At 70.5% G+C, this 13,968-nt stretch carries 15 protein-coding genes; 8 read left to right on the top strand and 7 right to left on the bottom strand.

Going from position 1 to position 13,968, the window contains the following annotated elements; genetic code table 11:
• Nucleotides 1-30: 30 nt before the first annotated feature.
• Both ACIQM3_RS16720 and ACIQM3_RS16715 read right to left on the bottom strand, forming a co-directional pair.
• Nucleotides 31-690 carry a TetR/AcrR family transcriptional regulator gene (locus ACIQM3_RS16720; protein ID WP_401624475.1) on the bottom strand — a complete coding sequence of 220 codons (660 nt, stop codon included), beginning with the start codon at nt 688-690 and terminating at the stop codon, nt 31-33.
• Nucleotides 691-805: 115 nt separating this feature from the next.
• On the bottom strand, nt 806-2,365 hold the full coding sequence (locus ACIQM3_RS16715; RefSeq protein ID WP_401624473.1) for an aromatic amino acid ammonia-lyase: 1,560 nt from the start codon (nt 2,363-2,365) through the stop codon (nt 806-808).
• A 127-nt stretch (nt 2,366-2,492) separates the two neighbouring features.
• Between ACIQM3_RS16715 and ACIQM3_RS16710 the strand changes: the two genes are divergently transcribed.
• From ACIQM3_RS16710 to ACIQM3_RS16690, 5 genes are read left to right on the top strand one after another with little or no spacing between them, the layout of a single operon-like run.
• Nucleotides 2,493-3,560, top strand: a complete 1,068-nt coding sequence (locus tag ACIQM3_RS16710; protein WP_401624471.1) for an ABC transporter ATP-binding protein — start codon at nt 2,493-2,495, stop codon at nt 3,558-3,560.
• Nucleotides 3,557-4,207: an ABC transporter permease gene (locus ACIQM3_RS16705; protein ID WP_401624469.1), complete on the top strand. Its 651-nt coding sequence runs from the start codon at nt 3,557-3,559 to the stop codon at nt 4,205-4,207. The genes ACIQM3_RS16710 and ACIQM3_RS16705 overlap by 4 nt, the downstream gene beginning before the upstream one ends.
• Nucleotides 4,208-4,210: 3 nt before the next feature.
• The gene (locus ACIQM3_RS16700; protein ID WP_401624467.1) at nt 4,211-4,882 is read left to right on the top strand and encodes an ABC transporter permease; all 672 of its coding nucleotides are present in this window, start codon (nt 4,211-4,213) and stop codon (nt 4,880-4,882) included.
• A gap of 11 nt (nt 4,883-4,893) precedes the next feature.
• Nucleotides 4,894-5,829 carry an ABC transporter substrate-binding protein gene (locus ACIQM3_RS16695; RefSeq protein WP_401624465.1) on the top strand — a complete coding sequence of 312 codons (936 nt, stop codon included), beginning with the start codon at nt 4,894-4,896 and terminating at the stop codon, nt 5,827-5,829.
• Nucleotides 5,830-5,880: 51 nt separating this feature from the next.
• On the top strand, nt 5,881-7,290 hold the full coding sequence (locus ACIQM3_RS16690) for a purine-cytosine permease family protein (RefSeq protein ID WP_401624463.1): 1,410 nt from the start codon (nt 5,881-5,883) through the stop codon (nt 7,288-7,290).
• A gap of 28 nt (nt 7,291-7,318) precedes the next feature.
• Here ACIQM3_RS16690 and ACIQM3_RS16685 read toward each other — a convergent pair whose 3' ends face one another.
• Nucleotides 7,319-7,906, bottom strand: a complete 588-nt coding sequence (locus ACIQM3_RS16685) for a TetR/AcrR family transcriptional regulator (RefSeq protein WP_401624461.1) — start codon at nt 7,904-7,906, stop codon at nt 7,319-7,321.
• Nucleotides 7,907-8,017: 111 nt separating this feature from the next.
• Here ACIQM3_RS16685 and ACIQM3_RS16680 point away from each other — a divergent pair, with 111 nt between their 5' ends.
• The 3 genes from ACIQM3_RS16680 to ACIQM3_RS16670 all read left to right on the top strand — a co-directional run bounded on the left by ACIQM3_RS16680 (nt 8,018) and on the right by ACIQM3_RS16670 (nt 10,481).
• Complete coding sequence (locus ACIQM3_RS16680; protein ID WP_401624459.1) at nt 8,018-9,028, top strand: NADP-dependent oxidoreductase; 1,011 nt, start codon at nt 8,018-8,020, stop codon at nt 9,026-9,028.
• Between the two features lie 111 nt (nt 9,029-9,139).
• Nucleotides 9,140-9,991 (top strand): rhamnogalacturonan acetylesterase, encoded by an 852-nt coding sequence (locus tag ACIQM3_RS16675; RefSeq protein ID WP_401624457.1) that lies wholly within the window; start codon nt 9,140-9,142, stop codon nt 9,989-9,991.
• Nucleotides 9,992-10,097: 106 nt separating this feature from the next.
• Complete coding sequence (locus ACIQM3_RS16670; protein ID WP_401624455.1) at nt 10,098-10,481, top strand: hypothetical protein; 384 nt, start codon at nt 10,098-10,100, stop codon at nt 10,479-10,481.
• 2 nt (nt 10,482-10,483) lie between these two features.
• Here the strand turns inward: ACIQM3_RS16670 and ACIQM3_RS16665 are convergent, their stop codons facing one another.
• The 4 genes from ACIQM3_RS16665 to ACIQM3_RS16650 form a co-directional block, all read right to left on the bottom strand.
• The gene (locus ACIQM3_RS16665; protein WP_401624453.1) at nt 10,484-10,873 is read right to left on the bottom strand and encodes a hypothetical protein; all 390 of its coding nucleotides are present in this window, start codon (nt 10,871-10,873) and stop codon (nt 10,484-10,486) included.
• A gap of 108 nt (nt 10,874-10,981) precedes the next feature.
• The gene (locus tag ACIQM3_RS16660; RefSeq protein ID WP_401624451.1) at nt 10,982-11,506 is read right to left on the bottom strand and encodes an O-acetyl-ADP-ribose deacetylase; all 525 of its coding nucleotides are present in this window, start codon (nt 11,504-11,506) and stop codon (nt 10,982-10,984) included.
• Nucleotides 11,507-11,609: 103 nt separating this feature from the next.
• A complete protein-coding gene (locus ACIQM3_RS16655) occupies nt 11,610-12,851 on the bottom strand; it encodes an MFS transporter (protein WP_401624450.1) in 1,242 nt (413 codons plus the stop codon).
• 257 nt (nt 12,852-13,108) lie between these two features.
• Nucleotides 13,109-13,843 carry a translation initiation factor IF-2 gene (locus tag ACIQM3_RS16650; protein ID WP_401624448.1) on the bottom strand — a complete coding sequence of 245 codons (735 nt, stop codon included), beginning with the start codon at nt 13,841-13,843 and terminating at the stop codon, nt 13,109-13,111.
• Nucleotides 13,844-13,968: the final 125 nt, after the last annotated feature.

The following is a 13,968-nucleotide window of genomic DNA, read 5'->3' as shown; positions in this document are numbered from 1 at the left end:
GCTTCTTCGGCCTCTCCGGCCCCGATGTCCTCAGACGACGGGGTCGCCGACGACTCCGCTGGTGGCCGTGCGGATCGCATGGGCATACTGCCGGGCGACCGCCGCCACGTCGGTGAACTCCGTGAGGTCGGCGCCGGCGAGGAGGGCGGCACCGATGTGCTCGTCCAGCACCCGCACGCCCGACGCGGTGGCCGCGGCGTGCAGCCGCACCTCGAGGTCGTCCGCCGGACGGCCCAGGCGGTCGCCGATGATGCCGCACATCTGGCGCTCCACCTGATCGCAGGCCATCAACCAGGCCGTACGGAGCGCCGGCTCGGTGTCGGCGAGCCGGATCATCTTCATCGCGAGCATCTCGTCGGCCAGGCCGACGGGCGGCGTCCCGTGACGGAGCCCGACCAACTCGGCGGCCAGGTGATCCTCGAGAGAGCTCTGTCGGGGCCAGCTGCGCAGCACCGTCATCAAGGTGACAACCCCCTGCATGACGATCGGCTCGGCACAGCTCTCCTTGCTGCGGAAGTGCCGCCAGATGGTCCGCGTCGAGAGACCCACGGCTTCGGCGATCTGGTCACCGCTGGTGGCTGCCACCCCGTGCTCCCAGAACAGGCGGGCAGCCTCACGGGAGATCTCCAGCCGCAGCCGGGCACGCCGCTGCTCGCTCATCCCCCCTGAGCTGCGCTTCGTCGTCGTCATGGCGTCGGTGTCACCCTTTCCCCTTGCGTCTCCCTACGACACTATGTCACTTAGTGACAACCTGCAAGGGTGGAGAAGGGCGTCGCATCGACCGGGGATACGCCGAGGCTGCCGCTCAGGGCATCCCCCTCACCACACCCTGACCGTCGAACGCCGTTCCGCCCCCTGACCCGAGGCCCAGCCACAGTTCGGTGAACCGGTCGAGCAGCCCGGCCGCGCGGGTCACGTCGTCCGTCAGCGGCCGGTCCGCCAGCTCCGCCTCGAGCACCGAGTCCGCCAGTTCGAAAGCGCGCCCGACGGGCAGTCCGGGGTCGAGCCGCATGTCGCGCTGCCGCAACGCCCGTACGGCCGCGACGAGTTCGCAGCCCACGACGAGCCGGTACGCCTCGCATGCCCGTAGCGTCTGGCGCGCCGCCAGCGAGGCGAAGCTGGCCTGCTCCTCGACGCCCCGCGAGAGCACCGCGTGACCGAGTGACGCGGGCGCGGAGAAGGCCCGCAGGTCGCCGAGCGCCGCCCCGGCCGCGTATTCGAGGATCATCACGCCGGACGACGCCGGCTCGCCGTCCGCGAGGAACGGCCGCAGGCGGGTGAACCCCGGTTCGTTGAGCGTCGAGAGACGCGAGGTCGACAGGCGCGCCACCTGTGACACGGCCAACCTGAAGTGATCCAGCGACAGGGCGAGTTGCGCGAGGTAGAAGCCGCCGTGGTGGTAGGCCGCCATGTCGTCCGCCGAGATCAGCGGATTCTCCGCCGCCGCGTTGATCTCGACCGTGAGGACGTCTTCGAGCGCGTCCGCCGCGTCGTGCGCGGGGCCGTGGATCTGCGGCACACAGCGGAAGCCGTACGGGTCCTGGATCCGGCCGAGTGGTGGCGTGGGGCGGTCGGGCGCGCCGAGCAGCAGGCGCATGCGTTCCGCGACGGCGTACGAACCGGCGTGCCGACGCGCCTCGTGCACGGGCAGCGCGTACGCCTCGTACGAACCGTCGGTCGCCATCAGGGACAGCGCCGCCACCACCTGTGTGGCCGCGATCAGGCCACGCAGCTCGTGCACCGCGAGCGCCGACTGGCCGAGGGTGAGGGCGTTGCTGCTGATCAGTGCGAGGGCGTCGTTGTTGTCGAGGGGCTGCGCGTCGGGAGCCGTCCCCGGTCCCCGCCAGGGGTGTTCGCCCGCCAGCGCGAGGCCCATCTGCGCGAGCGCGGCGATGTCGCCGGTGCCGACCGAGCCGAATTCGTTGACCTTCGGGTAGGCGCCCGTCCCCAGCGCCTCGCAGAGGGCCGTGACGACGGTGGGGCGCAGGCCGGCGCCACCCGCGAGCAGCTGGTTGGCCCGGACCGCCAGCATGGCGCGGACCTGCCGTGCCGGGAGCTCCTCACCGATCGCCCCGGCATGGCTGCGCAGCAGCCGCAGGCCGTGGTCGGCTGCGGCGTCCGTCGGCACGGACTCATTCCGGTTAGCGCCCACACCGGTGGAGCGACCGTAGACGCGACCCCACGAAGCGATCTCCCGTGCGGCGCCCCAGGAGGCCTCGACACGCTTCATCCCTTCCGCGGCGGGAACGGGCTTCGCTGCGGATTCGGCCATGCGTACGACATCTGCGACCATCAGTCCGCGGCCGTCGAGGACGACGATCGCACCGCTGTCGTCGACCGCCGTGTTCACCATACGAGACGACATCACTCGTAATTCCTCCTCAATCAGGCGCCTGGTCTTGCCTTACGGCCACTCGTAACCAGGGATTTACGCCTGAGCGGCGACCAGCTATTGACAACCTATTCAGTCACCGAGAACTCTGCATGATGATATGCAGCCGGGCAAGGGACTCCTCATGATCCAATTCGACAAGGTCCACAAGCGCTTCCCGAACGGCACAACCGCGGTGCACGACCTCACCCTTGAGATGCCGGAAGGGGGCGTGACCGTCCTCGTAGGATCTTCCGGTTGCGGCAAGACGACGACCCTCCGCATGATCAACCGGATGGTCGATCCGACCTCCGGGACGATCAGGGTCAACGGCAAGGACGTCCTGGAACAGGACGCCGCCGAGCTACGCCGTTCCATCGGTTACGTCATCCAGCAGTCCGGGCTCTTCCCCCACCGCACCGTCCTGGACAACATCGCGACCGTGCCGCTGCTGCTCGGCTGGGGCAGCAGGAAGGCGCGGACGCGGGCGGCGGAACTCCTGGAGACGGTCGGCCTGTCCGCCGACACGGGGAAGCGTTACCCGCACCAGCTCTCCGGCGGCCAGCAGCAGAGGGTCGGCGTGGCCCGCGCGCTCGCCGCGGACCCGCCGGTGCTCCTGATGGACGAGCCGTTCGGCGCTGTCGACCCCGTGGTCCGCACCCAGCTCCAGGACGAACTCCTGCGGCTTCAAAAAGAGTTGAACAAGACCATCGTCTTCGTCACGCATGACATCGACGAGGCCGTACGGCTCGGCGACCGCATAGCCGTCTTCCGGACCGGCGGCCACCTCGTCCAGTGCGCGAGCCCCGCCGAACTCCTGGCCCGGCCCTCGGACGAGTTCGTCGCGGACTTCCTGGGCGCGGAGCGAGGCCTGAAGCTGCTGTCCCTGTCGACGCTCGCGCGGGTTCCCCAGGGGCCCGCGCCTCTGGACTCCCGCTGGCAGCTGACCCTCGACCCCGCCCGGAAGCCGCTGGCCTGGCGCGACAGCGAGACACATGCGGAGACCCCGGTGCGGCCCCTGCGGGACACGGACTCGCTCCTCTCGGCTCTCAACGAGTCGATCGCCGCGCCGAGCGGCCTGGTCGCCCGGGTCGACGCGGAGGGCGCCCTCACCGGCGTGACGTCCCGCGAGGACATCCACGACCACGCGGGGCACGTGCACAGCGAGGCAAGCGCGGTGGTCGCATGACCTTCGACTGGTCATGGACAGCCGACCACACCGGTGACCTCACCACCCTGGCCCTCTCCCACCTCCAGGCCGCCCTCACCGCCGTACTCCTCGGCCTGGTCGTCTCGCTCCCCCTGGCTGTGGTCGCGCACCGGGTACGCCGGCTGCGCGGGCTCCTCCTCGGCCTGTCGAACGTCCTGTTCACCATCCCCTCGATCGCCGTCTTCGTGCTCCTCCTGCCGGTCAGCGGTCTCACCCGCACCACCACCGTCATCGGCCTGACGATCTACACACTCGTCGTGCTCCTGCGGAACACGGTCGAAGGCCTGGACTCCGTCCCCGCCAGGACGAAGGAAGCCGCGAAGGCCATGGGCTCCCGGCCGCTGCGCACCCTGCTCACGGTCGAACTGCCCCTCGCCCTCCCGGTGATCATGGCGGGTGTGCGGATCGCGACGGTGATGGCCATCTCCCTCGTCTCCGTGGCCACGTACATCGGCGACGGCGGACTCGGGCAGCTCTTCACGGACGGGTTCCAGCGCAACTTCCCCACCCCCGTGATCGTCGGCGTCGTCCTGACCCTGCTCCTCGCGCTCGTCGCGGACGCGCTTCTCGTCGCCCTTCAGTACGTCCTGACCCCCTGGACCCGCCGGCAGAAGCAGAGGGCCTGACCCGTGTACGAACTCTTCAAGAATCTCGGCGCCTGGCTCGTCAGCGGCGAACAGTGGGCCGGGGCGGACGGCATCGGCCACCGCCTCGCCGAGCACCTCCAGTACTCGCTGCTCGCCACCCTCGTCGCCGCCGCCATCGCACTGCCGGTCGGCCTGCTCATCGGTCACACCGGGCGCGGCGCGTTCGTCGCCATCAACCTCTCCAGCTTCGGCCGGGCGCTGCCCACCGTCGGCCTGGTCGTGCTGGTCTTCCTCGCCAGCGGCCTGTCGATGTGGCCCGTCTACATCGCGCTGGTGGCGCTCGCCGTGCCCTCCATCGTCACCAACACGTATGCGGGCATGACCGCCGTCGACCCCGAGGTACGGGACGCGGCGCGCGGGCAGGGCATGCGCCGGCACCAGGTCCTCCTCCAGGTCGAACTGCCGCTCGCGCTCCCACTGATCATGACCGGGCTCCGGCTCGCGCTCATCCAGGTCGTCGCGACGGCCACCATCGCCGCGTACGTCTCCTTCGGCGGGCTCGGCCGGTACGTCTTCGACGGGCTCGCCCAGCGCGACCTCGTGCAGGTGCTCGGGGGCGCCGTGCTCGTGGCGGTCGTCGCCGTCGTACTCGATCTCACGCTCTCCGCGCTCCAGCGCGTCCTTTTCCGTAATCGACCCGCCAAGTCGGCCTAGGAGCAAGCACGATGAACCGCAGAACTCTCCTCGGCGGGCTCTTCGCCGCCGCCTCCGTCCCCGCCCTCGCCTCCTGCAGCGGCGGCATCACCTCCCTCGACGGGCAGGGATCCGGCGGCGGAGGCGGAGGCTCCAGCGAGGGCGGCGTCACCATCGGCACCGCCAACTTCACCGAGAACCAGGTCCTGGGTCATCTCTACGCGGCGGCGCTCGAAGCGGCCGGCGTGAAGACCACGGTCCGCCCCAACCTCGGTACCCGCGAGATCCTCATACCCGCCCTCGAGGGCGGCGACATCGACCTCCTGCCCGAGTACCAGGGCGCCCTGCTGCACTACCTCGACGCCGAGGCGAAGGCCACGGAGGAGGGGGAGATGCAGAACGCCCTCGCCATGGCCCTGCCGCGCGGCCTCCAGATCCTTCCCTACGGCATGGCGGAGGACTCCGACGCCTTCGTCGTCACCCGGGAGACCGCCGAGAAGTACGGCCTCAAGTCCCTGGCCGACCTCGCCGAGCACAACGGCAAGCTCGTCATCGGCGCGGCGCCCGAGGTCAAGAAGCGCACGGTGGGCGCGGTGGGCCTCAAGGACGTGTACGGCGTGGAGTTCAAGGAGTTCAAGTCCCTCGACTCCTCCGGGCCCCTGGTCAAGGGCGCCCTGAGGAAGGGCGACGTCGACGTGGCGAACCTCTTCACCACGGACACCGACATCGCCGCCGAGCGCTGGGTCGTCCTCACCGACCCGAAGAACCTCGTCCCCGGCCAGCACGTCGTCCCGCTCATCGCCGACCGCAAGGCCGACTCGACGGTCCGCAAGGCACTCGCCCGGCTCGGCGGTGCGCTGACGACCGAGGACCTCACCGAGCTCAACCGCCTGGTGGACAAGGACAAGAAGGACCCCGAGGACGTCGCGCACGACTGGGCGGCAGAGCACGGGATCAAGAAGAAGTAGCCGCCGGACCGAGCGGCAGGACCCACCACCGAGAGGCCAGGTACACGAGTCATGGCAGCTGAAGACCTGGTGGAGCGGCGCTCCATCGACGTCGTCCCGGACGACGAACGGCACGGGACAGCGTTCAGTCAGTTCACCCTCTGGCTCGGCGCCAACCTCCAGATCACCGCGGTCGTCACGGGCGCACTCGCCGTCGTCTTCGGCGGTGACGTGGTGTGGTCGGTCGTCGGCCTGCTGCTCGGCAACCTCCTCGGCGGCACCGTCATGGCCCTGCACTCCGCGCAGGGCCCGAAGCTCGGCCTGCCCCAGATGATCCAGTCCCGCGCCCAGTTCGGGGTGCGCGGCGCGGTCGTCCCCCTCCTCCTGGTCATCCTCATGTATGTGGGCTTCTTCGCGAGCGGCAGTGTCCTCGCCGGACAGGCGACCGCGGAGCTCACGCACACGGACGACACCACCGGCATCGTCGTCTTCGCCCTCGTCACGGCCGTGACGGCGACGGTCGGCTACCGGGTGATCCACGTCCTGGGGCGGGTGGCCAGCGTGGTCTGCGCGCTCGCGTTCATCTACCTGGGCATCCGCCTCCTGGATCGTGTGGACCTGTCGGCGCTGCTCGGGGACGCGCACTTCGACCTGCCGATGTTCCTGCTCGCGGTGTCGCTCTCGGCATCCTGGCAACTCGCCTTCGGGCCGTACGTCGCGGACTACTCGCGCTATCTGCCGCGTACGACGTCGGGGCGCACCACGTTCTGGTGGACCCTTTCGGGATCGGCCGTCGGCTCGCAGTGGTCGATGACGTTCGGCGTGCTCGTGGCGGCAAGCGCGGGCGAGGCGTTCCTCGCGAACCAGGTCGGCTACGTGGTCGGCCTGGGCGGCACGGGTCTGATCGCGTCGTTCCTGTACTTCGTGATCGCGCTCGGCAAGCTGACCATCAACGTGCTGAACACCTACGGCGGCTTCATGTCGATGGTGACCAGCGTCAGCGGGTTCCGCGGCCAGAAGACGCTGTCGCAGCGCGGCAGGACCGCGTACATCGCACTGATCATGGTGGCCGGGACGGTGGTGGCGCTCCTGGGCAAGGACAGCTTCCTGACGTCCTTCAAGGACTTCCTGCTGTTCCTGCTGACGTTCTTCACTCCGTGGTCGGCGATCAACCTGGTCGACTACTACCTGATCTCACGGGAGCGGTACGACATACCGGCGCTGTCCGACCCCGAGGGCCGCTACGGCGCCTGGCGCTGGGACGCCCTCGCCGTCTACGCGGTGGGAATCCTCGCCCAGCTCCCGTTCCTTGTCACGCACTTCTACACGGGGCCGCTGGCGGACCCGCTGGGCGGCGCGGACATCTCCTGGATCGTGGGCCTGGCGGTCCCGGCAGCCCTGTACTGGCTGCTGGCACGCCGGGACACGACCCACGTCCCGGAGGAGACGCGGTACACCCTGGCTTCGCCGCGGAAGCCCTGAGCCCGGAAGCCGCCGATCGCTGGGTCCGTCAGCTACGGACCCCGCGCTCCTCCTCGGCATCGCCGCTCCCCGCGCCCGCGAGGACCGCGCTCGCGACAACCCCGAAGAGGCGGTCCGCGCGCGGCGCGAGCGCGGGCTGATCGCCGAGCCAGGCGAGCGCCGCCACCAGCGCGAACAGGTCGGCGCCGTCGATGTCGGTCCGCGCCACGCCTGCGGCCTGGGCGCGGGTGAGGAGCCGGGCGCCGGCCGAGCGCAGAGTGACGCACGAAGCATGGAGTGCGGACTCGGCGTCCTCGATGGCGGCCGCCATCAGCACGGTCACGCCACGGTACTCGGTCGTCCACGCGACGCAGTCGCGCAGCCACGAGACGAGAGCGTCCGCCGGCGAGCTCGACGTCTCGAGCTCGGCCGCCCGCGCCGTCAGCTCGTCGAAGCTCGTCCGGAGCAGGGCCTCGAGCAGCGCCTCGCGCGTCGGGAAGTGACGCAGCAGCGTCGCGAGCCCGACATCCGCCCTGCGCGCGATGTCGCGCAGGGACACGTCGACGCCTTGTTCGGCGAGGGCGTCGCCCGCCACTGCGAGCAGGTGGTCGCGGTTCTTCCTGGCGTCGGCCCGCATCTGTTCCCCTTGACTATCCGGATCAGTGGTCCATATATTCGTACCAGTGATCCGCTTATTCGGATCGCCGATCCGGATAAGCCTATCCCGCGGCGCGGGCAGGAGAAGACGATGCCGATACACACGATGAGGGCGGTCCGGCTCCATATGCACGGCGGCCCCGAGGTCCTTCGCTACGACGAGGTGCCGGTTCCCGAGCCGGGACCGGGTGAGGTGCTCGTCCGCGTGCACGCGGTCGGTGTCAATCCGCCGGACTGGTACCTGCGCGACGGGATGTCCGACCTGCCTCCGGAGACGAGGCCGAAGTTCGGCCTTCCCGTGATCCCGGGGACGGACCTGTCGGGCGTCGTCGTGGCCGTCGCCGCGGACGTGGACGGCTTCTCAGTCGGTGACGAGGTCTTCGGCCTCCTCCGCTTTCCCAGCTTCGACGGCAGCACATACGCCGAGTACGTGGCCGCGCCCGCGTCGGACCTCGCCCGCAAGCCGGCCGGTATCGATCACGTGCACGCCGCAGGGGCGCCGATGGCCGGGCTCACCGCATGGCAGTTCCTGATCGAGCTCGGACACGATCACCCCTCGCCCTTCCAGGCGGCGCGGCATCGCCCGGTGCCACTCGGTGCCGGCGTCACGGTGCTGGTCAACGGTGCGGCGGGCGGCGTGGGGCACTTGGCGCTGCAGCTGGCCAAGTGGAAGGGTGCGCGCGTCATCGCCGTGGCATCGGGCGCGCACGAATCGTTCCTGAGCGAGCTCGGCGCCGACGAGTTCATCGACTACACCAGGGGCCGTCCCGAGGAACTCGTACGCGACGTCGACCTCGTCCTGGACACCGTGGGCGGCCCTCACAGCAGCCGCTTCCTGCGCACGCTCAAGCGCGGCGGGTCCCAGTTCCCGGTGTTCTTCGGCGAGTTCGACGAGGAAGAAACCGCGAAGCTGGGCGTCACGGTCACGGGCACCCAGGTCCGCTCGAACGGGGCGCAGCTCGCCGGACTGGGACGCCTGCTCGACACGGGCACGGTCCGCGTCGCGATCGACAGCACGTTCCCGCTGGCGGAAGCCCGGGCCGCGCACGAACGCGCCGCCAGGGGACATATCCAGGGAAAGATCGTGCTCACGGTCGACTGACCCTCGCCCCATGGCCCCTCACGACTCCGTCAGCCGGTCCCGGCAACCTTTTCCGCGCCTGCTGCCACTGGACTTCGACGATCTCCTCGACGAACCCACGGAGAAGGCCGGATGAGTCGTACAGCCACGGTCAGCAGCACCAGCCGCAGACGCCTGCTCCTCGGCGCCGCGGGCGCGCTCGGTGCCGGCGTCGGGGGCGCGCTGGGCGTTCCCGGCACCGCCGCCGCCGTCACCTCGTCCGCTACCGGCAGCGGGAGGAGCGCGGCGGCGACCGGCACCGTGTACATCGCGAGTGACTCCACCGCGCAGAGCTACAGCTCGGGTTACTACCCGCAGGCCGGGTGGGGCCAGAAGCTGTACTCGTACTTCACCTCGGACATCACCGTCGCCAACCGTGCCATCGGTGGCCGCAGTTCACGGTCGTTCATCGAGCAGGGGCGGCTGGCCGCGATCCACGACGTGATCGAGCCCGGCGACTACCTCTTCGTCCAGTTCGGTCACAACGACGCGACCGTCGGCAATGCCGAGCGGTACACGCCACCCGCCGACTACAAGGAGTACCTGCGCAACGACTACATCCGCGCGACCCGGGACCTGGGCGCCACGCCGGTCGTGGTGACGCCGGTGTCGCGGCGCTCCTACAACGCCGCCACCGGGAAGTTCAACGTCTCGTTCCCCGCGTACGTGGACGCCGCGAGGGCGGTGGCGCAGGAGGAGGGGGCCGCGCTGGTCGACCTCTCGGCGGCCAGCCGGGCCTACCTCGACGGGCTCGGGGTGGAGGCGTCCAAGGGGATCTTCATGTGGCTGAACTCCGGGCAGTACCCGAACCTCCCCAACGGCGTCCAGGACGACACCCACTTCCAGGAGCGAGGAGCTGTCGAGATGGCCCGCCTCGTCTCCAGGGCCGTGGCGGGGCTGGGACTGCCCCTCTCGGGAGAGGTGATACCCACGGGCGGGCGCTGAGGTGAAACCGTCCTGGCCACCTCCACGGACCGATGGGCGTGTCAGTGCTCGCCGACAAGCTCCGCCATGGGAAGCACGGACCATTGATCGGTATGATCAGAGGATCATGAAGGCTCTGATCCTGGCGCTCGCCGCGTTTGTCGTCTTCGGCGTGCCGACCTGCCTGGTGTGGCTGCTGGGACGGAGAGCGAAAATCCCGGGCTGGATGCTGCTCGTGTTCCTGTTGGCCGGGTGGCTGACCGTGTTCGTCGGCTGGGTCCTCTCGCAGCGCGCGCAGCCCATCCTGTTCCCCGATACGTCACCCTGCTACGGCACGCGCAGCACTCCTGTCTCGCAGTATTTCCCGCCCGACTCGTTCTGTCTCCACGCGGACGGGGAGTCTCGGACGGTCAATGGGCAGAAGGCCAAGCTCGTCTTCTGGACTGCCGCCGACACCACCTTGGCGATGGCGATTGCCGCCGGCTTCGCACGGCGTCGCCGGCAGACGTGAGATCAGGAGCGCGGCCAGGGCCGAATTCGCGGGTTGTCAGCCCCGGCTCTCCTTTGCGCCGCCCGCGGTGGCCGGTGGGCCTCTGCGAGAGCGTTGCGGACAGCAAGGCGGCCTGCCTGTCGGAACGCCCGGGGGTGGGAATCGACCGCATGGAAGCGCATGCGCCGCAGGACCACCGCTGCCGCCGGAGCCAACCCGGCCCCTGACGCGGCGAGTTCGTCGCGGATACCCGCCTCGACAGCGGCCCGGCACTCGGCCTGCCAGTTTGGATCGTCGTCACCGTCGACCGCCGGATCAGCCGCCACTTCGAAGACGACGCCCGCCTCCCACGGCTCGAAGTCCACGGTGACCTCGGCGAAGTCACAAGGACAGCCGGCCTGCCGCGCGTACACGGCTCGGACACCCCGAATCGGGTGAGGCGGGAAGGTTCCGGTGTCAGATTCCACGGGGTCACGATAGCCACTGAGGCCGGCGGGAAAGCCGCGCCGACGCAGTTCGCCCTACTCCTTCAGCACCTGGTCGAAGCGGGCGTACGCCTCCTCGTCGAAGAGCACGAACCGGACCTCGGTGACCGGAGAAAGAGTTGACTCGCGGACCGTACGCACGGCGATCCGGGCCCCGTCGTCGAGAGGCCAACCGTAGATGCCCGTCGAGACCGCCGGAAAGGCGATCGTCCGGGCTCCCAGCTCCGACGCCACCCGCAGGGACTCCCGGTAGCAGGAGGCCAGCAGCGCGGAGCGGTCCTCGGCGCTCGACCAGACCGGGCCCACCGTGTGGACGACGTGCTCCGCATGCAGCCGGCCGGCCGTCGTCGCCACCGCCTGCCCGGTCGGCAGTCCCTTGCCGTAGTGCGAGGCCCGCAGGTCGCGGCAGGCGGCGAGGATCTCGGACCCGCCACGCCGGTGGATCGCACCGTCCACCCCACCGCCGCCGAGGAGTGAGGAGTTGGCGGCATTGACCAGGACGTCGGCGTGCTGCTCTGTGATGTCCCCGCGCACGAGGGTGATCGTCGGTCGTGTCGTCATGCGGCCATACTGCCGCCTGTCAGGAGGGGGCGCGGGCCACGACCGTCACAGCCCGCGGCTGTGAACGGCTCCGCCCGCCCACTCAGCGAGGCAGGCTACCCGGTCACCCGGCCCACTCGTGACGGTCGCACGTCACCGCGGTGCGCCGGGGCCGGGAAGCGGTGGCGGGCGCGAGCGCAGCGGCGACGAGCATGAGCAGCAGGACCGGGACCATCGCGGCGCGCAGCCCGTGGTGCTCGCCGAGGAAGCCGAGCGACGGCGGTCCTGCCAGCAGCGCGACGTAGCCGATCCGGGAGGTCAGGGCGACACGGCCGGTGGTGTCCGGGCCGGACTCGCCGGCCGCGGAGAGGGCCAGCGGGAAGCCGAGCGAGGTGCCGAGCCCCCAGAGCAGCACGGCACAGCCGGCTGCCACCGGGGAGTCCACGAAGGACACCAGCGCGATGCCGACAGCGGTCAGCAACGCGCCGCCGCCGAGCACCGCGGGCCGGCCGATCCGGGCGACCACGGGGCCGCCGGCGAAGCGGCCCGCCGCCATGGTGGCGGCGAAGCCGGCGTACACCAACGAGCCGAGACCGGAGGGCATGTTGTGGCCGTCGACCATCAGCAGCGGCAGCCAGTCGGTGGCGGCGCCCTCGGCGAGCGTCACGCCGAGCACCACACCCCCGATCATCAGCAGGCGTGGATCGAGGTAGAGCCGGCGTTCCCGGGCCCCTCCGGCGGCCCCGGGGCCGCCGGGCGCCACGTCGGCGGCCCCGGGGCGCCCGATGCCGGGACGCAGTCCCGGCACCGCGAAGGCGAACATCCCGACCACGAGGAGCAGCACGACCGCGAGGTGCCAGGGCACCGGAAAACCGGCTGCTGCGCCGGCCACCCCGAGGCCTGCCCCCACCACGGTGCCGAGGCTGTAGCAACCGTGCAGGGCGGGCAGCACAGGCCGGTCGAGCTTTCGCTCCACAACGGCGCCGTCAACGTTGCTGGCGACCTCCGAGAGGCCGACACCGGCGCCGATGAGCAGCAGGCCGAAGGACACCGACGGCGCCGAGGACATCATCGTGCCCAGGGCCATCACTCCCACACCGGCCAGCACGAGACACATGCCGGCGACGATGACGGGGCGGGTCGAGAGCCGCGCCACCAGGGCGCCTGCGACCAGGATGCCGAGCATCGAGCCGATCGACATGCCGAAGAGAACCAGACCCATCTCGGCGGTGGAGGCGTCGAGCAGGTCCCGGACGTCGGGGGTCCGGGTCACCCAGGTGGCGAGCGACAGGCCGGGTATCGCGAAGCAGAGCTGCAGGGCCCTGCGATGGCGGCGGATCAGCGGGTCCGGAGGGATGGGCTCCATGAGGGCGTGGGACTCCGAGGCGGGGCGGCGAGGGCGACCCCGTACCCTAACCACGCCTCGCCCGGCCTTGTGTTCGGGGCGGAACAGGCGTGACGGTCCGCTCAGAGGTCTTCTGCGCCCGGGGTGACGCCGAAGTCCGCTCGGCACGCGCTCGTCGGCAGCCCTGACGTCCCGGAACGGACTGTCCCCGCTTCGGCTCCAGCCGTACACGGCGACAAGCGGCCCCCTCGTTCGCGCTCCCGCACCAGGCGCCCCGTTCAGTGCGGTGCCGGTGCCGGGTCCAGGGCGTTGCCGACGGTGCAGCCGCCCTCCCCGGGCATCCGCTGGATCCTGGGCGGCGTCCATACCTCGGTGGCACCGGGGCCCACGCGGGCAAGCAGGCAGTCCTGCGGGTCGAAGCCGTTGCCCTTCACCGACAGGAGAACGCCGACCCGGCCGCCGTCGGCCTTCACCTCGGTACGGATCGCCGGATTCATGTCCAGGGCGGCGAGCACACGGCGTACCTCGGCCTCGTCCACGCGGCCGCGCTCCGGCACCCGGGGGAGTTTCGCGCGGAGCTCCTCGTACGGCAGCCGGGGTGGCTCGGGCGGCGGGGCGAAGGTCAGCGGACGGCCGTCCGGGCAGACCACGTCGCGGGGTTCCTCACGCCACTCCGACCTGGGCGACACCCGCACCTCGAAACAGCGCCGCACGGTGACCTCCTCGACGTCGAACCATCCGTTGTACGCCGACCCGGACGTGCGGACGACCACGTTGACGCCGTCCCCGTCATGGGTCGAGGTACCCGTCACCCGCAGTACCTCCACACCGTCAATGCCGGAGGCAGCACGTCCGACCTCCTCCGCCGTGCGCGGACGCTGGCCGTAGAGCCGTTCGCCCGCCCTTCCGGCCACCTCCCGTGCGGCATCTGTCGCCTCGCCCTCGGAGGACTGCACCACCCCGCAGGCGGCGGCGAACAACAACAACGGTGCGAGCAGCAGCAGTCGGCGCATGCGTTCACCCTTTCGGCGCCGCGTGCGACGGGCAACCGCTCACGTACTCACACCGGCGTACGTGATCGTACTCACCGCACGAAGTCGGCACGGCCGGGGAGGCGATCACAGAGTCGGAGGCGCGG

This window comes from Streptomyces sp. NPDC091271 (assembly GCF_044757505.1).
In the GTDB taxonomy this organism is placed as follows: Bacteria; Actinomycetota; Actinomycetes; order Streptomycetales; family Streptomycetaceae; genus Streptomyces.
The sequence above is the reverse complement of the archived record's forward strand: the minus strand, read 5'-3'. Positions and strand labels throughout refer to the sequence as shown.

Bases quoted from the DNA above. Each gene is read 5' to 3' on its own strand.
- ACIQM3_RS16650 (WP_401624448.1), bottom strand. From the start codon at position 13,843: ATGCGCCGACTGCTGCTGCTCGCACCGTTGTTGTTGTTCGCCGCCGCC.
- ACIQM3_RS16720 (WP_401624475.1), bottom strand. From the start codon at position 690: ATGACGACGACGAAGCGCAGCTCAGGGGGGATGAGCGAGCAGCGGCGT.
- ACIQM3_RS16715 (WP_401624473.1), bottom strand. From the start codon at position 2,365: ATGTCGTCTCGTATGGTGAACACGGCGGTCGACGACAGCGGTGCGATC.
- ACIQM3_RS16670 (WP_401624455.1), top strand. From the start codon at position 10,098: ATGAAGGCTCTGATCCTGGCGCTCGCCGCGTTTGTCGTCTTCGGCGTG.
- ACIQM3_RS16705 (WP_401624469.1), top strand. From the start codon at position 3,557: ATGACCTTCGACTGGTCATGGACAGCCGACCACACCGGTGACCTCACC.
- ACIQM3_RS16680 (WP_401624459.1), top strand. From the start codon at position 8,018: ATGCCGATACACACGATGAGGGCGGTCCGGCTCCATATGCACGGCGGC.
- ACIQM3_RS16695 (WP_401624465.1), top strand. From the start codon at position 4,894: ATGAACCGCAGAACTCTCCTCGGCGGGCTCTTCGCCGCCGCCTCCGTC.
- ACIQM3_RS16685 (WP_401624461.1), bottom strand. From the start codon at position 7,906: ATGCGGGCCGACGCCAGGAAGAACCGCGACCACCTGCTCGCAGTGGCG.
- ACIQM3_RS16660 (WP_401624451.1), bottom strand. From the start codon at position 11,506: ATGACGACACGACCGACGATCACCCTCGTGCGCGGGGACATCACAGAG.
- ACIQM3_RS16690 (WP_401624463.1), top strand. From the start codon at position 5,881: ATGGCAGCTGAAGACCTGGTGGAGCGGCGCTCCATCGACGTCGTCCCG.
- ACIQM3_RS16675 (WP_401624457.1), top strand. From the start codon at position 9,140: ATGAGTCGTACAGCCACGGTCAGCAGCACCAGCCGCAGACGCCTGCTC.
- ACIQM3_RS16655 (WP_401624450.1), bottom strand. From the start codon at position 12,851: ATGGAGCCCATCCCTCCGGACCCGCTGATCCGCCGCCATCGCAGGGCC.
- ACIQM3_RS16710 (WP_401624471.1), top strand. From the start codon at position 2,493: ATGCAGCCGGGCAAGGGACTCCTCATGATCCAATTCGACAAGGTCCAC.